We start from the raw sequence: 20969 nt of genomic DNA, 5'->3' as shown, positions 1-20969 counted from the left end.
TACGTCCCCTCTGACGGCCCTCCAGCGCCCAGGCCCTCCAGTGCCCAGGCCCTCCAGTGCCCAGGCCCTCCAGTGCCCAGAACTCAGGGCAAGGGCTCCCCTCATGGTCCCCGTCCGTCCCGACGAGCACGCAACACCGGCCGACGAGCCCGCAACACCGGTGTCAGAGGCCGAACATCGGGCGGCAGGCCGTGATGCCGTCCACCCTCACCGCAGGCCGGTCCTGCTGAGCCCACCTCTGCCTGGTGAGCCGCAGCCGATCGGACACGAGGGCCTCATCGCCGCGGGCGTCCACCGAGATGCCGTCGTGCTCGTAGCCGAGCTTGCGGGACACCCCCTGGGAGGCGTGGTTGTCCTGGAACACCTCGGTACGCGCGGCCCGTGCGCCGAGATGATCGAAGGCCAGCGTGAGCAGCCCGACCCGAGCCTCGGTCCCGTAGCCGTTTCCCTGGTGTGCCAGACCCAGCCACGAGGACGTGGCGACCTCACGGACGACGGGAAAGTCGTGTGCCCGCAGCGCGACCATGCCGAGCGGCCGCCCGTGGTGGAAGACCCCGAGCCCGAGTTGCCACGCCGCCACACTCCATCCCGCGAGATCCCCCCAGTGCCCCTGGAGTACGGACCGGGCCCGATCCTGCGGACCTCCGTCGGTCCACGGGGTCAGGAAGGGACGCTCGTCCGCCCGGTGCACACCTTCGCCCGCGAGGTCGGCGAGTGCCGCCAGCTCCTCCTCGTGCGGCAGGCGCAGCTCCAGGCGCGGCGTGCGGATGATCAGGCCGTACTGGGGCCACAGGTCGATGAGCACGACTGGATCATGACGACCCGGTACACGCCACGCAACCGAAAAACCCCGGCCACCCACGAAGGGCGGCCGGGGCCGGGACGCGCACAGGGTGCCGTTAGATGATGCCTTCGAGCTCACGCAGCAGCATGGCCTTCGGCTTGGCGCCGATGATCTGCTTGACGACCTCGCCGCCCTGGTACACGTTCAGCGTCGGGATCTGGAGCACACCGTACTGGCGCGGCACGTCCGGGTTCTCGTCGATGTTCAGCTTGACGATCTCAAGCTTGTCGCCGTACTCCTTGGCGATCTCCTGCAGGATGGGCGCGACCTGACGGCACGGGCCGCACCACTCCGCCCAGAAGTCGACCAGCACGGGCTTGTCGTTCTTGAGGACCTCAGCTTCAAAAGTGGCGTCGGTGACAGCCTTCACGGTGCGCTCCTTACTTCTCGTTGTTGGCGAGCCAGCGCTCGGAGTCGAGCGAGGCCGCACAGCCGGTGCCCGCCGCGGTGATGGCCTGGCGGTAGGTGTGGTCGACGACGTCGCCGGCGGCGAACACACCCTCGATGTTGGTCGCGGTGGACGGCGCGGCCACCTTGATGTAGCCGTTCTCGTCGAGGTCGATCTGACCCTTGACGAGCTCGGTACGCGGGTCGTGCCCGATGGCCAGGAACAACGCGTCCGTCGCCAGCTCGCATTCCTCGCCGCTCTTGACGTTGCGCAGCTTCACGGCCTCGACCTTGTTGTCGCCGAGCACGTCGGTGACCTCGGAGTCCCACACGAAGCGGATCTTGTCGTTCGCGAGCGCCCGGTCCTGCATGATCTTGCTGGCCCGCAGCGAGTCGCGGCGGTGCACCACCGTCACCATGCGCCCGAACCTGGTCAGGAACGTGGCCTCCTCCATCGCGGTGTCGCCGCCGCCGACGACCACGATGTCCTTGTTGCGGAAGAAGAACCCGTCACAGGTGGCGCACCAGGACACGCCGTGCCCGGACAGCCGCTTCTCGTTGTCCAGGCCCAGCTCGCGGTAGCCCGAGCCCATGGCCAGGATGACCGACTTGGCGTAGTAGGTGTCGGTGTGGGTCTTGACGACCTTGGGGTTGGCGTTCAGGTCGACCTCGACGACGTCGTCCGCCACCAGCTCCGCGCCGAAGCGCTCGGCCTGCTTGCGCAGGTTGTCCATGAGGTCGGGGCCCATGATGCCGTCGGGGAACCCGGGGAAGTTCTCCACGTCGGTGGTGTTCATGAGCGCGCCGCCCGCGGTCACGGACCCCTCGAAGATGAGGGGCTTGAGTTCGGCGCGCGCGGAGTAGACGGCCGCCGTGTAACCGGCCGGGCCGGAACCAATGATGATCACGTTACGGACGTCGCTCAACGCTTCACGCCTTCCTCGTCTGCTGGCTACCACCGGCGTCAACAGATCCTAGGGCGCGCTGATTCCCAGCGCCGCCCGGCAACGCCAGTACAACGATGCCAGAAACGAAAGAGCCCGCCGAAGCGGGCTCTGACGCAGGTTTTTCGCCGGTAGATGAGTTACCAGCGGCCCAGGGTGGGCTTACGCAGGTTCTTGCAGCTGAACGGATCGACGACGTCGATGCGGACCTTCTTGGCGGCCCGCTGCTTCCAGGAGGCCACGATGAGCGCCTCCTGCCCGTTGTACTGCCCCTGGTCCACCGCGAACACATTGAGCTTGGAACGGTTGGAGACCGCGGTGACGCACTTGGTGACCTTGTCGGCGTCACTGGAGTCGCCGCGCAGGATCAGGGCGGGAGCGGGAGCCAGGAGGCTCTGCAACGGCAGCCGCAGGTTCTGGTCGCTGTAGTTGTGGTTGCTGGCTGTCAGCGCGTACGGCCTGGCCCTGGGGTACTCCTTAGATGGCGCGGACGTCTGGCTCGGCAGGGCGACCGGTGGCGGCGCCACGCCCGCTCCGCTGTCATCCCCGACGGCCAGCAGGTTGGCGGAGGTCACGGCCGTGCCGACCACGACGGCGGCCGCCGCGGCGGCGACCGCGGGCATCGCCCAGCGCCGTCGCCGCTGGGTGCGGCTCCTGACCGGGACGATCGTGCCGTCGTCGGAGACCACGCCGAGGCGTACCGGCTCGCCGGCGTCTTCCACCTCAGAGGAGTCTGAGGCGTCGAGACGCGCAGGCTCCCGGACCGTGGCAGGACGCTCCCATGGGGCATCCCGCATGAGCTCATCCCAGTCCGGTGCTTCCGCGAGGCCGACACCTCCTCCCCGCCGGGAATCCGCCTCGGCGGCCAAGGCTTTGTCGATGCGCAGTGCGACACCCATCGGCATGGCCGGTGTGGGGGTCGCGGCCAGCACCTCGCGAACCGCCGCCAGGTCGGCCAGTGACTCCCCGCAGGGGTCGCAGACCGCGAGATGCTCGCGGACCTGGCGCGCCATGGCGACGTCCAGGAGACCCTCGGCCAGCTCGGCCAGGGTTTCCAGATCGTAGTGCGTATCACCCGTCACGAAGTTCTGCTCCCTTCGCGGATGAGACGCGATTGAGGTCTGTTCGGTTCCGCAGATGCGAAAGAATTGGGGCAAGTTTCGCGCGCCCTCGCGCACACCGGCTCTTCACCGTGCCGCTGGGCACCTGCAGCACCTGAGCTGCGTCTTCAACGGAGTAACCCATCATGTCCACCAGCACCAGCGCTGCCCGCTGGTCCGCGGGCAGCAGTTTCAGAGCGGCCGAAACCTCCATCGAGACCTCACGCTCGAGGGTCTGGTCGGGCAGCGGGGTCTCGCGTTCCGCGGCCTCGATCAGCTCGTCGTCGGCGACCGGTCTGACGGATTTACGGCGCATCCTGTCGAGGCAGGCGTTGACCACGATGCGATGCAGCCACGTGGTGACGGCCGCCTCGCCTCGGAACGTGGCGGCCTTGCGATATGCGGAGACGAAGGCGTCCTGCACGGCGTCGGCGGCCTCGTCGGGGTCACCGAGCGTACGCAGGGCGACCGCCCACATGCGGTCGCGGTGCCTCTTGACGATTTCGCTGAAGGCGTGTGGATCCCCGTTGATGTGCGCGGTGAGCAGCTCGGCGTCTGTGACCGCCGGCCGCTCCGCTGCTGAGGGTGTCTCGGGTGGGGAGTTCACAAGAGAGATTCCTGATTATGCCGATCCGGGAGAGTGCACCACTACCTCATAGATGGTGCCATGAAAAGTGCCTGCATCCGTCGGAACACGCGTAAACCAGATCAAAACGTACCGCCCGGTCGCCGGCTTCTCGGGCGTAAGAGTGGTTTTACCTGCGGCGTTCTTCTCTGTCGCCACGGTCTTCAGCGAGTCGAGTTCGGCGGAGTCGCCCACCTTCAGCTCGATGCTCGCGCCCGGCGCATCCGACAACGTAGCCACCACGTCACTGATCTGCATGGACTTGCCCATATCGAGCAGCAGGCCCACGCCGTCCTTGAGCCGGCCCAGGTCGGCGCTGCCGTAGGTCTCGGTCTTCCACAACGTGCTGGGCTTGCCGTCGATGGCCAGCTTGGCCACGCTGGACTTCTCGTCGCCGTCGCCGAGCGGGTCGAAGCCCTGAGCCTTCTCCGGCTTGACCGCCTCCGCCTCGGCCGAGGCCGACGCGGGGCTGGAAGGGGCCGCACTGGCGGCCGGGGTATCGGTCGGGCTGCCCAGGCTGCGGCCGATCGTCCAGGCGCCGACGCCCACGGCGGCGATAACGAGCAGCACCACCACCGTCATAAGCACCCGGTTGACCGGGCTGCCGCCGCCCTGCGGGCGCCGCGGCTGCGGAGGAGGCGGCAGCGGGGGCATGGCGGGCTTCGGCCGGTGGTGGGCCAGCTCCAGGCCCTCGGTGTGGGAGGCGGAGGCCACCGCCGGGGTCGAGGGGTAGGAGATCGGGATCGGCATGGGCCTGGCGACCTCGGCCAGCGCCTCGGCGACCTGCGACGGGCTGGCCAGCGCGCCCTGCCCCCTGCGCGACTCGGGCAGGCACGCCCGCACGGTGACCGTGTCGAGGTAGCCGGGCACGCCGGCGGTGACCTGCCGGGGCGTGCAGAAGTGGCCGTCGATCATGGGAGCGGCCGGCAGGCCGCCCTCCTCCTCGTCGCCCGGCCAGTGGCCGGTCAGCCCGGCGTACAGCAGGCGGCCCAGGCCCTCGGCGTCGTCGAGCGCCGGCTGGTCGGTGGTCAGCCCCCACATCGCCGCGTCCACGGCCACGCCGAGCACCTTGACCGTGTTTCCGGTCGTCCACATCAGGTGGGAAGGGCGCAGGCACAGGTGGTAGAGCTGCGCCTCGTGGGCGTGCGCCAGGGCCTCGGCGGCCTCGGCGACCAGCCCGGCGGCCCGGTCGGGCTCCAGCGGCCCGCCCGCCAGCAGGTCGGTCAGCGTCTCGCCGGTGACCCACTCGCTGACGACGTAGGCGCTCTTGTCGTCCTCCGCGGCGTCGAAGACCTGCGTCAGGCGCGGGTCGGTCAGCCGGCTCGCGGCGCGGGCGGCCGTGACGACCTCGTGAACCCGGGGAAAGTCGGGGGCGAAGGTGTGCACCGCCACAGGGCGGGCGAGGATCTCATCGATGGCCTTCCACAGCGTGGCGCCATCGGACTCGCTGACGCGGTCTTCCAGCCGGAAGCGCTCCGCGAGGCGGGTGCCGGGTTCGACGGCCGACGTGCTGCTCACTGGCTCACTCCGTATGGCCGATCGGGCGTGCTCATGACTCGACTCACCTGCGCGGTGATGTCCAAAGAAGGCACGCTATGCCGGGTAAATCCGCCCACGCCCCTCCTGCTTCCATTCGCGCTAGTAGGGCTCCATGGTAGTGCCGAGAAGATTCTGTCCGTGTTCTTTACCGACCTACCCGCCTCGCGACCATCCCAACGAGCGAGTTGACCTCCGGGATGCGCATTCTGTGGGCCACGCCGAGATAGAGCAACATGCCCAGCCCGCCGCCGATGGCCAGCACGATCACCGAGTTGAGGAAGTCCAGGCCGCCGAACACCGCCGTGACCATCCAGACCGAGGCCAGCGCCAGCACGGCCGTGGGCAGGGCCGAGAGGTACATCCTGGTCAGCGCCATGCCGACGGCCCAGCCGTCCAGCCCCTGGACCCGGCGACCGGCCAGCCACCAGGCCAGGACCGCGCCGAGCCCGTACGCGATCGCGTACGCCAGAGCCAGCCCCATCACCGCGTAACGCGCCGGCAGCGCCTGGTAGAGCAGCCACATGAGCAGCGCGTTGACCGCCGTCGTGCCCGCGCCGATGAACACCGGCGTACGCGTGTCGCCGAAGCTGTAGAAGACCCGCAGCAGCAGCTGGAAGATCGCGAACGGCACCAGCGCCAGCCCGTAGACCTGCAACACGTTGCCGATGTAGACGGCGTCGGGGATGGTGTTGGCGCCGTGGCCGTAGAGCGGCACGGTGATCGCCGGGCCGAGCACCATGAGCAGCATCGACACCGGCACCATCAGCGAGGAGATCAGCCGCACGCTCGACCCGAACTCGGTGCGCACGTCCGTCAGCCGCCCGTCGGCCACGGCCCGGCTCATGCGCGGCAACATGGCGGTGATCACCGATACGCCGATGATGCCGTACGGAAGCTGGAAAAGCTGGAACGCCAACGTGTACGGGCTGATCCCGTGCCCGGACACCAGGTTGCCGGCCGCGCTGGCCAGGTTGACCGTCAGCATGAAGCCGAGCTGAGTGACCACCACGTAGCCGATGGTCCAGACCCCGGTCTTGGCCATCTCGCCCAGCCGCGCGTTACGCAGGTCGAAGCGGGGCACGAACTGGAACCCGGCCCGCCGCAACGCCACGATCAGCACCAGCGCCTGGGCCACGATGCCGGCCGTGGTGCCCAGGCCGAGCAGCGCCATGTCGGTCGTGGTGATCCGCTCGATGTCCTTGCCCGAGCCGACCACGGCGTAGAGCAGGAACACGCAGATGACGACCAGGTTGTTGACGACCGGGGCCCACATGGGGGCGCCGTAGCGGTCGCGGGTGTTCAGGATGGCCCCGGCCACCGCGCCCACGCCGAAGAAGGCTAGCTGCGGCAGGATGAAGCGGGCCAGCATGACCGCGACCTCGTACTTGTGGCTGCCGGGAGCCCAGTCGGTGTAGAGGTTGATCAGCAGCGGCGCCGCCAGCACGCTGAGGGCCGCGACCATGACCAGCGCGACCGTGGAGATCGTCAGCAGTCGTTGCTCGTAGGCCCGGCCGCCGTCCGGGTCGTGCTGCTGTGCCCGGACGATCATCGGCACGATGACGCTGCTCAGCACGCCCAGGAGCAGCAGGTCGAGGATGCTGTAGGGGATCGCGTACGCCGCGTTGTAGGCGTCGCCCAGCGCCGCGGTGCCGATGGCGGAGGCCAGCACCATCGTCCGCACGAACCCCGTGACCCTGGACACCATGGTGCCCGCCGCCATGATGGCGCCGGCCCGCAACATGCGGCTCATACGGTCTCACTCTCCCGGTTCTTGGCGGCCCGCGCGAGCCTGCGCTCCGACCTGCGCCGCAGCAACCGCGTGACCACGGCGGCGAGCATCACGGTCAGCGCGGCGCCCACGATCACCAGGGCGATCCCGGTGTAGCCGGTGGTGCGGATCGTCAGCCGCTGCGGCTTGCCGTACGCCTGACCGTCGGCGGTCCGCAGTTGCACCGTCACCGTCGCGTTGCCGTTGGTGTCAGGGGCGGCGTTCATCGGCACCTGGACCGTGCCGCTCTGCCCGCCGCCGATCGCCAGCGGCTCCAGCTGCGAGAAGTTGACCTGCAGCAACTCGGGGTTGTCGGACTTGACGTCGATGTAGAGCTGGATCTTGACGTTGCGCTCGTTCTTCACGCTGATCGGGACCACGCCGTTGCTGCCCGCGAGCGTACGGGTCATGTCGGGCTGGGCCCCGGTGATCTGGATGTCGCCGGTCCTGGCGTCCACGGCCGCGCTGACCAGCTTGGTCACCGAGCGGCCCACCCGCGTGTTGTTGCGCCAGGCGGAGGAGGTCAGCCGCAACACCGCCGCGTCGAAGCCGGAGGCCGTCTTGTCCTCCGTGATCAGCGAGGTGAGCTGGGCCTTGGACCAGGCGTCCCGGACGGGCGCCAGGTACTTGCCGGTCAGCTCCTCCTTGCGGTCCTGCTCGGTGTAGACCAGCCCGGTGCGCGGGACGGACGCCTTGCTCGGCTTGAGCGACTCCAGCGTGGACAACTCCAGCCACGGCAGCCGCCCCGCGGCCTTGATCAGGGTGGTGACGAGCGTCGGATTGGGGTCCCAGCGCCGCGAGGGAGCGACGACCAGCGACCTCGGCGCCGTCTGGCCGGGCTCGGCGGAGATCATCGCGGTCTCGGCGATGAAGCGCTGCGTGCTCAGCAGCGTGGACGTGCCGGACTCCGGCTCGAACAGGCGGCTCAGCCCGGCGTCGGCCACCAGCGCGGTGACGGGGCCGTTGACCGAGTCGAGGGTCGCGGCGGCGTCGGGCGTGACGGCCTCGGTGGCGGTGGTGACGGTGGGCGTGGTGGTGGCGGACTGGTCCTGCTGCTGCTGTTGCTGCAGCCGTTGCTGCTCCGTGGGCAGGTTGGTGGCGTTGAGCAGGACGGTGTTGACGCCGCTGATCGAGAGCAGGTCGAGCGCGTCGGGGTCGAGCACGCCGACCGCCGGCCAGTTGAGGTTGGTCTTCGCGTTGGGGTTGATCAGCGCCTTGGCCGTCTGGCCGCCCAGCTCGATCGCCCGGTTCGTCTGCGTGTCCAGCCCCTGGTGGGCCAGCGCCGCCACGTCGGGATCCGCGTACGGCACCGCGACCACCGGAGAGGCCGCCAGCGAGCTGCGCATGGTCGTCAGCCACTGCGCCGCCGTGGTGCTGGCCGGCTTGGTCTGCGGGGCGCCGTCCTTGACCTTGACGCGGTAGCCCTTGGACATCGCGTTGACGTCGTCGAGCAGTCCGGGCTCGACGAACCAGGTGACGGTGCTCGGCGCGCTCTGCGCGATCTTGGCCAGGTCGGCCAGGCGGCCCCGGCCGGTCAGCGCCTGGCTCAGCTTGTCGTCGATGAACAGCGAGTCGTCGGTGCCCCTGCGCGGCTGGTCGATGACGGGCAGCGCGATGGCCAGCTTGTTGCGCGGCTTCCTCGGCGTGGTGGCCGGCGCGTACGTCAGGTAGGTGCGCTGCGCCTGCTGGCTCACCTCGTTGACCGCCACGTCGACGCCGATCGGATAGACGCCGAACGAGCGGTAGCCGAGTTGCGCGGGCGTCGCGGTGAACTCCCAGCGCTGCTCGGCGCCGGGCTCCAGCGTCGTGAACGGCATCCTGGAACTGCGGGAGACGTTGGGCGGCCGGGCCGCCGGGTCGGCGTCCCAGGCGGCCATGGCGGCGCGGCCGGTGAACGGCCGCGAGTCGTAGAGCAGCCGGACGGCGACGTTGTACTGCGTCGTGCCGGTGTCGTTGCGGACCGTGCCGGTGAACTTGATCACATCGGTGACGTTCTTGGGCACCTCCGGCGTGATCGACCCGATCGACACGGAGAGGTTCTGCCTCGTTGCCGTCACACTCGTCTTGGCGACAGCCGTGCTCGGCACACTCGTCTCTGCGGCAACCGTCCTCGACACATTGGCGGCGGCCGCGTTCGGCACACTCGTCCTGGCGGCAGCCGTGCTCGGCGTCACCGCCACCAGGGGGGCGAGCAACGCGGCGGAAAGCGCGGCGAGCAGCGCGGCCTTACGGATCACGCGGATGCCCGGGCTGGACTTCGACGACGCACGCCCGCAATGGTACGGGCTCAGTGCCGTCGCGCGACCGCCCCACGTGATCCTCTCGGGTGCGCGCCGCGTAGGTCGACGACCTTGCCCGGCATAAGGGCCAGCAGGTCGAGAGCACGTACTGACAGGGCCGTGTGGCGTTCACCGGTGGCGGTGAAGATCGGTTCGGTGTCGGCGAACAGCCGGTCGTCGATGAACATCGGCAACGACTCGGGCAGCAGCAGCGGGCACACCAGCCCGTCGGCGTAGTCGGTGACCGAGTTGACCAGGTGAGCGGGCGCGGGATGGATCCGGCGCGCACCGAGCAACGCACCGACGGCTCCGAGGGCGGGCGGGGACGAGACGGGGGAGGTGACCCCGACGACGACCTCGCGGCCGACCCAGGTCGTGACTTCGAGCACCGAGACCATCAGGCAACGCCCGGGCGGCGCGGAGACGGTCTCCGGCAACTCCGCCGCGCATGTCATGGGACGCGGAAGGCGTACGATCTCATGATGGACCTGGTGTGCGAGGAGCCAGCGGTGGATCGCGAGGGCGTCCTTCATATAGTCCTCCTTGCCTGATTCCATGGCCCCCGACGGTCCCTTGACCGACGGTAACCCGGACCTGATGTGGCTCGGGGGATATGTTCCGGAAGCACACAAGAAGGCCGACTCAGTTTGTCCGACTCAACTTTGACCGAAAGCCAGCAGCGGGCCATGAACGACCTGTTCCGCAAGATCGCCCCGGTGGCCGACGAGCTCGGCCGCCTGTTCGCCGCGCAGGGCCATGAGCTGGCCCTTGTCGGCGGGCCCGTACGCGACCTGCTGCTCGGCCGCATGGGCAACGACCTCGACCTGACCACCGACGCCCGGCCCGAGAGGGTGCTGGAGATGGTCAGGGACTGGGCCGACTCCGTATGGACGATCGGCATCGACTTCGGCACGGTCGGGCTGCGCAAGGGGAGCTGGCTGATCGAGATCACCACGTACCGGAGCGAGTCCTACGATCCGAAGTCGCGCAAGCCCGAGGTCATGTACGGCGAGACGCTCGACGCCGACCTGGAGCGGCGCGACTTCGCGGTCAACGCGATGGCGGTACGCCTGCCCAGCCACGAGTTCGTGGACCCGTACGGCGGCAGGGAGGACCTGCGGGCGCGGCTGCTGCGCACCCCGGGCACGCCCGAGCAGTCCTTCGGCGACGACCCGCTGCGCATGTTGCGGGCCGCCAGGTTCGCTTCGCAGCTCGGGTTCGCGGTGGACGAGCGGGCGGTGGCGGCGATGACCGCGATGGCCGAGCGCATCGAGATCGTCTCGGCCGAGCGCATCCGCGACGAGCTGGACAAGCTGCTCTGCGGCGCCGACCCGCGCGAGGGGCTGCGGCTGCTGGTCGACACGGGCCTGGCCGCGTACGTGCTGCCCGAGCTGCCCAAGCTGCGCCTGGAGATCGACGAGCACCACCGGCACAAAGACGTCTACGAGCACTCGCTGACCGTGCTCGACCAGGCCATCGCACAGGAGGAGGACGGCAAGCCGGACCGCATCCTGCGCTGGGCGGCGATCCTGCACGACATCGGCAAGCCCAAGACGCGCAGGCACGAGCCGGGCGGGCGGGTGTCGTTCCACCACCACGAGGTGGTGGGCGCCCAGATGACCAAGAAGCGCATGAGCGAGCTGAAGTTCCCCAAGGACGTGGTGTCCGACGTGGCCCGGCTGGTGGAGCTGCACCTGCGCTTCCACGGTTACGGCACGGGGGAGTGGACCGACAGCGCCGTGCGCCGCTACGTGCGCGACGCCGGCCACCTGCTGGTCCGGCTGCACAAGCTGACCAGGGCCGACTGCACCACCCGCAACAAGCGCAAGGCCACGGCGCTGTCGCGCACCTACGACCACCTTGAGGAGCGCATCAGCAGGCTCGCCGAGGAGGAGGAGCTGGCCAAGATCCGTCCCGAGCTCGATGGGAACGAGATCCAGCAGGTGCTCGGGATCGGGCCGGGGCCGGTGGTGGGGCGGGCCTACAAGTTCCTGCTCGACCTCAGGCTCGACAAGGGCCTGCTCGGCAAGGAGGCCGTCACCCAGGCGCTGCTGGAGTGGGCCAGGTCAAACAACGCCGGCTCGTGAGCGCGCGGTGATCATCCGGTAGGCGAGCGCCGCCAAGGGGTAGCCAAGCGAGATGATCGCCACCGCGAGGTAGGACTTGCCGTCGGCCGGGAGGATGATCGCCGACAGGCCGGCGGCGAGCACGTACATGCCGTTGAACAGCATGTCGTAGATCGAGAACGCGCGGCCCCGGTAGATGTCCTCCACGTCGCGCTGGACGGTCGTGTCGGCGCAGATCTTGACGCTCTGCCCGGCCAGCCCCAGCACGAACCCGGCCACCGGCAGCCCCCACTCCTGGAAGGGCAGCGCCAGCACCGCCGTCAGCACTCCGGCCGAGACCAGCGCGATCTGCACCCAGCGCTCGATCCCGAACCACTCGGTCGTGTACGGGGTGATGACCACGGCCAGCGCGGTGCCGATGCCCGCGGCGACCACCACCAGGCTGACCCCGCGCAGTGCCGCGTCGGCGTCGCCGTCGGTGAAGTAGTAGCGGTACAGGATGATGCCCAGGGCGGTGCACATGCCGAACAGGAAGCGGTGCGCGGCCATCGCGCCCATCGTCGCGGCGGCCACCCGGTGCCGCGCGATGTGCTTGGCGCCGTCGGCAAGACCGGTGACCACGTTGCGCAGGGCCTGGCTGGCCTGTGGCCGGTCGGGGTCGGACCACGGGCCGAGCAACTGGCGGTCCATGGTCCGCGCCACGAGTGCGCTCAGCGTGAACACCACGCCGGAGGAGGCCAGCAGCAGCGCCACGCCCAGGTCGTCGCCGCCGTACACCTCCCGCAGCAGGAACCCCAGGCCCGCGCCGAAGAACGTGGCCACCGTCCCCGAGGTGGGCACGACCGCGTTGGCCGAGATCAGCCGATCGGCGGGCACCACGTGCGGCAACGAGGCGCCGAGCGCGGCCAGGAAGAAGCGGTTGACTCCGAGCACGGCCAGCGCCGCCCCGTAGAACCACGCGTCGGGCACGTCGGCCGCGACCAGCCCGGCGGCCACCAGCAGCAGCGCGCCGCGCACGAAGGGGGCCACGACGAGGATCTGCCGCCGCGGCCAGCGGTCGATGAAGACACCGACGAAGGGCCCGAGCACGCTGTACGGCAGGAACAGCACGGCCATTCCGGCGGCCACGGCGAGCGCGGTCGTCTGGCTCTCGGGGCTGAAGAAGGCGAATCCGGTCACGGCGAACTGGAAGATCCCGTCGGAGAACTGGGACACCAGCCGGGTGCCGAACAGCCGCCTGAAGTCTTTGCCCCGCAGCACCACGCGGAGATCGGCGACAAATGACACACGATCAGCCTAGCCGCCGCATACGGCCTCCCGGCCGGACGGCCAAGGGGTTCCGACAGGTGGTCATGATCTCGTACGCTTCAAAGCGTGACCACTGAGGAACACGTGGTGCTGGTCGACCTTGACGGCCACGCACTCGGCACCGCACCTAAGTCGTCGGTGCACGGCCGCGAGACGCCCCTTCATCTGGCGTTCTCCAGCTACGTCTTCGACGGCGAGGGCCGCGTGCTGCTCACCAGGAGGGCGGATCACAAGATCACGTGGCCGAGCGTCTGGACCAACAGCTGCTGCGGCCACCCGCTGCCCGGCGAGCCGGTGGACCGCGCGGTCCTGCGCCGGCTCTCCTTCGAGCTGGGGCTGCCGGCCGAGCGCGCCGATCTCCTGCTGCCCACCTTCTCCTACCGCGCGGTGATGGCCAACGGCATCGTCGAGCACGAGTTGTGCCCCGTCTACCGGGTCATCGTCGACTCGCCCGTGGCGCCCAACCCGGAGGAGGTGGGGGAGACGTGGTGGATGCCGTGGAAGGAGTTCGCCGAGGGGGCCCAGAACGGGCTGCTGGCGATCTCGCCGTGGTGCAGGGAGCAGGTGCCGATGTTGACGGAGCTCGGCTCCGACCCCCTCACCTGGGAACCGGCCTCCCCGGACGACCTCCCTCCCGCGGCCCGCGCCTGAAAAGGCGGCGGCGCCGCGGGCGACAGGCTTGAGGTCAGCGCTCGACCTCACCCCGGATGAACTTCTCGACGTACTCACGAGCCTCGTCGTCCGAGTACTGCTCGGGCGGCGACTTCATGAAGTACGAGGACGCCGACAGGACCGGCCCGCCGATCCCGCGGTCGAGCGCGATCTTGGCCGCCCGTACCGCGTCGATGATGATCCCCGCCGAGTTCGGCGAGTCCCACACCTCCAGCTTGTACTCAAGGCTCAGCGGCGTGTCACCGAACGAGCGGCCCTCCAGCCGCACGAACGCCAGCTTGCGGTCGTCCAGCCACGGCACGTGGTCCGACGGCCCGATGTGCACGTCGGCCTTGCCCATCTCGTGCGGGATCTGCGAGGTGACCGACTGCGTCTTGGAGATCTTCTTGGACTGGAGGCGGGTGCGCTCCAGCATGTTCATGAAGTCCATGTTGCCGCCGACGTTGAGCTGGTACGTGCGCAGCAGCTCCACCCCGCGGTCCTCGAACAGCTTGGCCATCACGCGGTGCGTGATCGTGGCGCCGACCTGCGACTTGATGTCGTCACCCACGATCGGCACGCCGGCCTCGGTGAACTTCCGCGCCCACACCGGGTCGGAGGCGATGAAGACCGGCAGCGCGTTCACGAACGCCACCTTGGCGTCGATCGCGCACTGCGCGTAGAAGCGGTCGGCCTCCTCCGAGCCCACGGGCAGGTACGACACCAAGACATCGACCCGGTTGTCCTTCAGCACCCGGACCACATCGACGGGCGCCTCGTCGGACTCCTCGATGATCTCCCGGTAGTACTCGCCAAGACCGTCGAAGGTGTGGCCCCGCTGGACCGTCACCCCCGTGGGGGGCACATCACAGATCTTGATGGTGTTGTTCTCGCTGGCGACGATCGCCTCGGAAAGGTCGCGGCCGACCTTCTTGGCGTCCACGTCGAACGCGGCGACGAACTCGACGTCACCCACGTGGTATTCGCCGAACCTCACGTGCATCAGGCCCGGCACCCGTATCTCCGGGTCGGCGTCCTTGTAGTAGTGAACGCCCTGGACCAGCGACGACGCGCAGTTGCCGACACCGACAATGGCCACGCGAACCGAACCCATCGCACTCGCTCCCTTACTCATCAGTTGACGTGGTATCTCTTTCGGGCCTCTCCTCTGAGGAGGCCCGACGCTCCGTTGCGATCAGCTCGTTCAACCAGCGCACCTCGCGTTCGACGGACTCCAGCCCGTGACGTTGAAGTTCGAGCGTGTAACTGTCGAGACGCTCCCGCGTGCGCGCCAGTGCCGTGCGTACCGAGTCGAGCCGCTCCTCCAGCCGGCTGCGGCGGCCTTCGAGAATGCGCAGGCGCACTTCGGCCTCGGTGTGACGGAAGAAGGCGAAGTGCACGCCGAAGCTCTCGTCCTCCCAGGCGGAGGGACCGGCCTGCGTGAGCATGTCCTGCAGCCGTTCCTTGCCCTCGGCGGTCAGTTTGTAGACGATTTTCGACCGGCCGCCGACGATCGTGGACGGAGCGGGCTGCTCCTCCGCGATGAGGCCCTGAGCCAGAAGTGATCGCAGACAGGGGTACAGCGACCCATAGGAGAACGCACGGAACATCCCCAGCAGGGCGTTGAGCCGTTTGCGCAGCTCATAGCCGTGTAGCGGCGTCTCGTGCAGCGACCCGAGCACGGCCAGCTCCAACACCCTGCCCTGTCCGCTGACCACTGGAACCGACCCCCTCTCGCGTCGATGTATCGAGCCGATACATCTTGAGGATACGTCGGCTCGCTATATGGCCGCAATCTATGAATCTGCCAAGGCGTTGGGATGAATCGGTAAAACGCCGTAGTCTGGCGCTCATGTGGTCACAGAGAAGGGTGGTGGATTACGGCCTCGCGAAACGGGCGGTGGTCCGCTCCATCCGCGCGGGGCGATCCTCGCGCGGCGAAGTCTGTGACGCACAGCCCTACCTCCTTCGCGCGGCGCGCCACTTCGGCGAGCCGACCGAACGCTCCTGCCCGGTGTGCGAAAAGGAGAACGTCACCAACGTGACCTATGTCTACGGAGACTCTCTGGGCCGCCATGCCGGTCAGGCAAAGGTCACATCAGAACTCGTCGCCATGGCTCATGATTACGATGAGTTCCGGGTGTACGTTGTCGAGGTCTGCCAAGGTTGTTCCTGGAATCACCTGACGGTTTCGTACGTCCTGGGGAACGGACCGCCTGACCTCGCTGGACAAGCGTGAACACCGAGGGCGGCGAGTAGCCTCACGCCCAACCGCCGTTTCTGTTCCGACGACGTTGCGAGGACGTGTGAGTAACAGCATGAATGAGGGATCGGCCCGCCCCGGTAGGCGCCGTCGCTCCAGCTCATCCCGTTCTGTGCCCCAGAGTTCTCCACCTCAAACCGGTGACCCGAGTTGGGGAGCGGCACCGCCACGCCGTGCCGAAGCGGCGTACGAGCAGACCGGTGCCATGGCGGCGCAGCCGTACGACGAGGCGCCTCCCACGCGTGCGCAGCAACGCCCGCCGCGTGCCGAGCAGTACCAGGAGGAGATGCCGCCACGCTCGCGGGCGCGTCAGAACCCGCGCACGGTGAGTAACCAGGAGACGATGGTCAGCGACGCGCCGCGCCGTTCGCGCCGGCGCGGCTCCGGTGAACCGCCCGAGCCTCCCGGACCGCCGACGAAGAAGGGCGGCGAGGGCCGGGGCGGCTGGCGCAGGTTCGTCCCGAGCTGGAAGATCGTCGTGGCCGGCACCGTGGTGCTCGCGGCGGGCCTGTTCGGCATGGTCATGGTCGCCTACGCCAACACGCCCGTGCCGACCAACGCCCAGGAAGAGGCGACCGCCGAGCAGAGCACCATCTACTACCGCGACGGCAAGACCCCGATCGCCAGGCTCGGCTTCAAGCGCGAGAGCGTCGAACTCTCCCAGATGGACGAGGACGTCAAGAACGCCGCCGTGGCCATCGAGAACAAGACGTTCTACGAGGACTCCGGCATCTCCATCTCCGGCATGTTCCGCTCCGTCTACATGACCGCGACCGGGCAGCAGCTCCAGGGCGCCTCGACGATCACCCAGCAGATGGCCCGTAACTACTACGACGGCCTCAGCCAGGAAGTGTCGATCAAGCGGAAGGTCATGGAGATCTTCGTCGCGGTCAAGCTCGACGAGACCCTCTCCAAGGACGACATCCTCAGGAACTACCTCAACACCATCAACTTCGGCCGTGCCTACGGCGTCCAGGCCGCGGCGAAGGCGTACTTCCCCGGCAAGAACGTCACCGCCGCGAAGCTGACCCCCGAGCAGGGCGCCTATCTCGCCGCGCGGATCCAGCAGCCGAACTGGGACCACAACTCACCCGAGCTGCAGAACCGCTTCAAAGACGTCATCAGGAACATGGCCGAGCTGTGGCCGGAGAAGTACGGCAACCTCCCGCAGACCGCCAAGTTCCCCGTGACCAAGAAGTCCGCCGGCAACGACGACCTGGGCGGCCTTCGGGGCTACATGGTCAAGGAAGTGCTGGACGAGCTCGAGACGCGTGGCCTGACCAACGACGCCGTCAAGAGCGGCGGCTACAAGATCGTCTCGACCTTCGACAGGAAGCTCATGAAGGCCGCGCAGACCGCGGTCAAGAGCACGATGAAGGCCTACAACCTGTCCACGGAGTACCACGGCGGCCTGGCCGCGGTGGATCCCAAGCACGGACGCGTCCTGGCCTTCTACGGAGGCGACGACTTCCTCACCGACCCGTGGAACGAGCCCTTCCAGTCCACGAAGCAGGCGGCCTCCGCGTTCAAGCCGTACGTGCTGGCCGCCTGGCTGCAGGCCGGGAAGTCGCTCAAGAGCTACGTCCCCGGCAACCAGACGGTGCCCAAGGAACTGCCCGGCCAGCAGAAGGGCGGCATCACCAACAGCCACAACGTCGGCGCCTCCGTGGACGTGGTCAAGGCCACCGCCGCGTCGGTCAACACGGCGTACGTGTCGATGGCGTACGCGCTGCCCAACCAGCTCGACGACCTCAAGAACCTGACCAAGGCGGCCGGCTTCAACGCCAAGCGCATGGACGACGACGTCGCCGAGCACCACTACCAGTTCGCCATCGGCAGCGCGCTGGTGACGCCGCTGGAGCAGGCCGCCGGTTACCAGATGTTCGCCAACGGCGGCAAGTACATCCGCCCGCACGTGGTGCTCAAGGTCGAGCAGAAGGGCAAGAAGGTCTACGACGAGCAGGCCACCCCCAAGCAGGTCATCGACCCGGGGGTCGCCGCCGACTCCACGACCGCCATGCAGTCGGTGCTCGCGGCGGGCGGCACCGCGGCGGGCAAGGGCCTGGGCAGCAGGCCGGCCGCCGGCAAGACCGGCACGAACAACGACGAGAAGGAAGCCTGGTTCGTCGGCTACACGCCGCAGATCTCCACCGCGGTCGGCTTCTACCGCGAGCAGTGCAAGACCAAGACCGGCAAGATCGTCCCGCCGGAGCACTCCAACTGCCCGTACGAGCGCAAGGGCAGCAAGAAGTTCAACATGAACAACCCCTACACCCGGCCGGACGAGGTCTCGCTGGGCTTCGAGGGCGCCGGCCCGCCCACGATCGTGTGGCAGAAGTTCATGCAGCTCGCCCACGAGAACCTGCCCGTCGAGCAGTTCCCCGACCGGGCCGACGTCGGTGACGCCGACAACATCGTGCCGAGCCCGGAGCCCAAGCCGACGGAGTCGCCGGAGGACACGGAGAACCCGTTCGACGAGGAGAACCCGTTCGACGACGGGACCACCGAGGACTGCCTCATCGACTGTGAGAGCACCGACACCCCCGACACCGGCCTGCCAGAGGGGCAGCCCGACGTCGACGACGGCGCCAGCAGCGACGGCCTCGGTGACACCGGCAGTGACGACAGCGGCGTGCCCGAGGGCGGCGATCCCAACCAGAACGGGCTCTCCGGGCAGGGTACGGCCCCCATGTACAGCAGACCAGAGGGCCAGTGACGAGCACGGATGCACGCGCCCCCTGGGTGGCGCGTGCCGTTCCGTACCTGCCCCTGGGGCTCATCGCCGCCCTGGGGGCGACCCTTGCGTACATCGTGCGGCTGCCGTGCCGCACCGGCGGCTGGAACGACCAGGTCACCGTCTACACGAACTTCTGCTACAGCGACATCTACCCGCTCTACTTCGACCGGGCGCTGGCGACCGAGAACCCCTACTTCGCCCAGGTGCCGTTCGACAAGCAGGTCGAGTACCCGGTGGTGCTCGGCGAGGTCATGCAGGTGATCAGCTGGATCGTGCGGGCGTTCGAGCCTGACAGGATCGCGCAGGCCACCCGCTTCTACGACCTGACGGTGCTGCTGCTCGGCATCTGCCTCGTGGCCGGCGTGCTGCTGATGGCCGCGGTGGCCGGCCCGACGCGGCGCTGGGACGCGCTCTGGTACGCCATCTCGCCCGCCGTGGTGCTGGCCGCCTACATCAACTGGGACCTGGTGGCCGGCGCGCTGTCCATGGGCATGCTGCTGGCCTGGAAGCAGCGCCGGCTGGGGCTGGCCGGGGTGTTGCTGGGCCTGGCGATCGCGACCAAGTTCTATCCGCTGATGTTCGTGGGCGCGTTGTTCCTGCTCGCCTGGCGTACCGGGCGATGGCGGGCGTTCCTGATCACGGCGGGTACGGCCGTGGGCACGTGGCTCGTGGTCAACGTGCCGTTCATGATCTTCGCGTGGGACGGCTGGCGCAGGTTCTACGTCTTCTCCCAGGAACGCGGGGTGGACTGGGGCTCGCCCTGGCTGTTCTTCCAGAAGAAGGAGTGGCCGGTACTGGGCGAGGTCGACGTGAGCACGCTGGGCATGGCCACGCTGGCCCTCATGTGCCTGGGCATCGCCGTGCTCACGCTGGCCGCGCCGCGCAGGCCGCGGCTGGCGCAGATCTGCTTCCTGGCGCTGGCCGCGTTCATGATGACGAACAAGGTGTGGTCGCCGCAGTTCGTGCTCTGGCTGGTGCCCTTCGCGGTGCTGGCCAGGCCCAACTGGAAGCCGCTGGCGTTGTGGCAGCTGGCCGAGGTCTGGTATTTCGTCTCGATCTGGCTGTACCTGCTCTCCCAGTCGCCGCTCGACCGGGACGACCTGGGCATCGGTGACGACACCTACTTCACCGCCGTGTGGGGGCGGGTCATCACGATCGCCATCATGATGGCGATGGTGGTGTACGACATCCTGCGGCCCGACCGGGACGTGGTGCGCCAAGCCGACATCGACGACCAGGCGGGCGGCGTGTTCGACGACGCCCGCGACCGGTTCACCCTGCAGACGGCGCTGCGCTCCGTGCTGAAATGATCACCCGCTCGGTCACGCGCGACGCGCTGCTGTTGTGGTGCGGCTCGCGGACCGGGCTGCTGATCGCGACGCTGCTCGGCGTCTCGCTCGGCGAGTACGCGGACAAGTGGCGCAAGTGGGATGCCACGCTGTTCATCACGATCGCCCGCTACGGCTATGACGGCGAACCCGGCCAGCCCGCGGACGAGGGCCTGCCGGCGTTCTTCCCCGGACTTCCTGCGGCGCTGCGGCTGGTGCACCTGGTGGTACCGGACTGGGCGGCGGCCGGGCTGCTGGTCTCGCTCGTCTCGGGAGCGGTGGCCATGGTGGCGCTGGCCCGGCTGGCCGAGGCCGAGGGCGCCTCCGGCTGGCAGGCCGTGCTGGCGCTGCTGCTCTTCCCGATGGCGGTGTTCCTGGCCGCGGGATACAGCGAGTCGCTCTTCCTGGCCTTCGCCATTCCGGCGTGGCTGGCCGCCAGGAAGGGCAACTGGCCGACGGCGGTGCTGCTGGCCGCCGGGGCCTCGTGCGTGCGGATCACCGGGCTGTTCCTCGCGGTGGCGCTGGTGGTGGAGTTCGTCATGCAGAGGGGGCCCGCGCGGCGGGCGGGGTGGCTGGTCGTGCCGTTCGTGCCGCTGGCGGCCTACTCCTCCTACCACTACGGCAGGACCGGTGACTGGCTGGCCTGGAAGCACGCCCAGGAGGCCGGCTGGGGGCGTGACTTCGCCTGGCCGTGGGAGGCGTGGCTGACGACCTGGCGCTCGGCCATGGGCACCGACGACTTCGCGGTGGCCTTCCGGATGGAGATCGCCGGAGCCGTGGTGGTCGTGGTGGCGCTGGTCTGGCTGCTGGTGCTGCGCCGGTGGAGCGAGGCCGTCTACGGGGGCACACAGGCGCTGGCGCTGATGACGTCGGCGTACTACCTGTCCATCCCGCGCTCGCTGCTGCTGTGGTTTCCGCTGTGGATACTGATCGCCAAGGTCGCGACCAGGCGGACGTGGGTGATCGTGCTGTACGCGCTGATCTCCGGCCCTCTCATGCTGGTCAACGCCGGTCGTTTCCTGGACGGCGGGTGGGCGGGATGACGCCGGGGAAGGGCCTGGCGGCGCGCTGTACCCACTTTTTCGTCTCGGTAATCCAGATAAGTTATCCACAGGCTGTGTGTAACTTCC

Annotated in this window: 18 protein-coding genes; 6 read left to right on the top strand and 12 right to left on the bottom strand. The window is 68.7% G+C overall.

All coding sequences use genetic code 11. From position 1 onward, the window contains the following. Nucleotides 1–163: 163 nt before the first annotated feature. The 9 genes from AB0I81_RS08970 to AB0I81_RS08930 form a co-directional block, all read right to left on the bottom strand. On the bottom strand, nucleotides 164–805 hold the full coding sequence (locus AB0I81_RS08970; protein WP_360652454.1) for a GNAT family protein: 642 nt from the start codon (nucleotides 803–805) through the stop codon (nucleotides 164–166). Nucleotides 806–899: 94 nt separating this feature from the next. Then, nucleotides 900–1214, bottom strand: a complete 315-nt coding sequence (gene trxA / locus AB0I81_RS08965; protein ID WP_360652451.1) for a thioredoxin — start codon at nucleotides 1212–1214, stop codon at nucleotides 900–902. A 10-nt stretch (nucleotides 1215–1224) separates the two neighbouring features. After that, nucleotides 1225–2157: a thioredoxin-disulfide reductase gene (gene trxB, locus AB0I81_RS08960; protein ID WP_360652447.1), complete on the bottom strand. Its 933-nt coding sequence runs from the start codon at nucleotides 2155–2157 to the stop codon at nucleotides 1225–1227. Nucleotides 2158–2315: 158 nt separating this feature from the next. After that, nucleotides 2316–3257: a hypothetical protein gene (locus AB0I81_RS08955; protein WP_360652444.1), complete on the bottom strand. Its 942-nt coding sequence runs from the start codon at nucleotides 3255–3257 to the stop codon at nucleotides 2316–2318. After that, the gene (gene sigM / locus AB0I81_RS08950; RefSeq protein WP_360652440.1) at nucleotides 3247–3882 is read right to left on the bottom strand and encodes an RNA polymerase sigma factor SigM; all 636 of its coding nucleotides are present in this window, start codon (nucleotides 3880–3882) and stop codon (nucleotides 3247–3249) included. The genes AB0I81_RS08955 and sigM overlap by 11 nt, the downstream gene beginning before the upstream one ends. Nucleotides 3883–3897: 15 nt before the next feature. After that, nucleotides 3898–5418: a protein kinase family protein gene (locus AB0I81_RS08945; RefSeq protein WP_360652437.1), complete on the bottom strand. Its 1521-nt coding sequence runs from the start codon at nucleotides 5416–5418 to the stop codon at nucleotides 3898–3900. 166 nt (nucleotides 5419–5584) lie between these two features. Next, nucleotides 5585–7189, bottom strand: coding sequence for a murein biosynthesis integral membrane protein MurJ (gene murJ, locus AB0I81_RS08940; RefSeq protein ID WP_360652434.1), 1605 nt, complete (start codon nucleotides 7187–7189; stop codon nucleotides 5585–5587). Next, the gene (locus AB0I81_RS08935; protein WP_360652431.1) at nucleotides 7186–9444 is read right to left on the bottom strand and encodes a DUF6049 family protein; all 2259 of its coding nucleotides are present in this window, start codon (nucleotides 9442–9444) and stop codon (nucleotides 7186–7188) included. Before AB0I81_RS08935 ends, murJ begins: the two co-directional genes overlap by 4 nt. A gap of 50 nt (nucleotides 9445–9494) precedes the next feature. Beyond that, complete coding sequence (locus tag AB0I81_RS08930) at nucleotides 9495–10019, bottom strand: YbaK/EbsC family protein (protein WP_360652428.1); 525 nt, start codon at nucleotides 10017–10019, stop codon at nucleotides 9495–9497. Between the two features lie 153 nt (nucleotides 10020–10172). Here AB0I81_RS08930 and AB0I81_RS08925 point away from each other — a divergent pair, with 153 nt between their 5' ends. After that, on the top strand, nucleotides 10173–11573 hold the full coding sequence (locus AB0I81_RS08925; protein ID WP_360652425.1) for a CCA tRNA nucleotidyltransferase: 1401 nt from the start codon (nucleotides 10173–10175) through the stop codon (nucleotides 11571–11573). Here AB0I81_RS08925 and AB0I81_RS08920 read toward each other — a convergent pair. Next, entirely contained in the window at nucleotides 11553–12839 is a 1287-nt protein-coding gene (locus tag AB0I81_RS08920) for an MFS transporter (protein ID WP_360652422.1), read from the bottom strand. The two genes, AB0I81_RS08925 and AB0I81_RS08920, sit on opposite strands and share 21 nt — an antisense overlap. Nucleotides 12840–12926: 87 nt before the next feature. Between AB0I81_RS08920 and idi the strand changes: the two genes are divergently transcribed. Continuing rightward, a complete protein-coding gene (idi, locus tag AB0I81_RS08915; protein WP_360652419.1) occupies nucleotides 12927–13511 on the top strand; it encodes an isopentenyl-diphosphate Delta-isomerase in 585 nt (194 codons plus the stop codon). A gap of 34 nt (nucleotides 13512–13545) precedes the next feature. On the opposite strand, the gene AB0I81_RS08910 is transcribed toward idi, so the two are convergent. Then, nucleotides 13546–14625, bottom strand: a complete 1080-nt coding sequence (locus AB0I81_RS08910) for an inositol-3-phosphate synthase (RefSeq protein WP_360652416.1) — start codon at nucleotides 14623–14625, stop codon at nucleotides 13546–13548. A 13-nt stretch (nucleotides 14626–14638) separates the two neighbouring features. Further along, on the bottom strand, nucleotides 14639–15229 hold the full coding sequence (locus tag AB0I81_RS08905) for a PadR family transcriptional regulator (RefSeq protein ID WP_360652413.1): 591 nt from the start codon (nucleotides 15227–15229) through the stop codon (nucleotides 14639–14641). An 80-nt stretch (nucleotides 15230–15309) separates the two neighbouring features. Between AB0I81_RS08905 and AB0I81_RS08900 the strand changes: the two genes are divergently transcribed. The 4 genes from AB0I81_RS08900 to AB0I81_RS08885 all read left to right on the top strand — a co-directional run bounded on the left by AB0I81_RS08900 (nucleotide 15310) and on the right by AB0I81_RS08885 (nucleotide 20882). After that, on the top strand, nucleotides 15310–15750 hold the full coding sequence (locus AB0I81_RS08900; protein ID WP_360652410.1) for a DUF5318 family protein: 441 nt from the start codon (nucleotides 15310–15312) through the stop codon (nucleotides 15748–15750). A gap of 229 nt (nucleotides 15751–15979) precedes the next feature. Further along, nucleotides 15980–18490, top strand: a complete 2511-nt coding sequence (locus tag AB0I81_RS08895) for a transglycosylase domain-containing protein (protein WP_360652407.1) — start codon at nucleotides 15980–15982, stop codon at nucleotides 18488–18490. Next, complete coding sequence (locus AB0I81_RS08890) at nucleotides 18487–19821, top strand: glycosyltransferase 87 family protein (RefSeq protein WP_360652404.1); 1335 nt, start codon at nucleotides 18487–18489, stop codon at nucleotides 19819–19821. Before AB0I81_RS08895 ends, AB0I81_RS08890 begins: the two co-directional genes overlap by 4 nt. Further along, entirely contained in the window at nucleotides 19818–20882 is a 1065-nt protein-coding gene (locus tag AB0I81_RS08885; protein WP_360652400.1) for a mannosyltransferase family protein, read from the top strand. Before AB0I81_RS08890 ends, AB0I81_RS08885 begins: the two co-directional genes overlap by 4 nt. Nucleotides 20883–20969 lie beyond the last annotated feature (87 nt).

It is taken from the genome of Nonomuraea sp. NPDC050404 (assembly GCF_040655495.1).
Taxonomy (GTDB): Bacteria; Actinomycetota; Actinomycetes; order Streptosporangiales; family Streptosporangiaceae; genus Nonomuraea.
This window is presented reverse-complemented; position numbering and strand designations above follow the sequence as displayed.

Coding starts and splice junctions, on each gene's coding strand:
- murJ (WP_360652434.1), bottom strand. CDS start 7,189: ATGAGCCGCATGTTGCGGGCCGGCGCCATCATGGCGGCGGGCACCATG.
- AB0I81_RS08930 (WP_360652428.1), bottom strand. CDS start 10,019: ATGAAGGACGCCCTCGCGATCCACCGCTGGCTCCTCGCACACCAGGTC.
- AB0I81_RS08925 (WP_360652425.1), top strand. CDS start 10,173: ATGAACGACCTGTTCCGCAAGATCGCCCCGGTGGCCGACGAGCTCGGC.
- AB0I81_RS08910 (WP_360652416.1), bottom strand. CDS start 14,625: ATGGGTTCGGTTCGCGTGGCCATTGTCGGTGTCGGCAACTGCGCGTCG.
- AB0I81_RS08900 (WP_360652410.1), top strand. CDS start 15,310: ATGAATCTGCCAAGGCGTTGGGATGAATCGGTAAAACGCCGTAGTCTG.
- AB0I81_RS08895 (WP_360652407.1), top strand. CDS start 15,980: ATGGCGGCGCAGCCGTACGACGAGGCGCCTCCCACGCGTGCGCAGCAA.
- AB0I81_RS08885 (WP_360652400.1), top strand. CDS start 19,818: ATGATCACCCGCTCGGTCACGCGCGACGCGCTGCTGTTGTGGTGCGGC.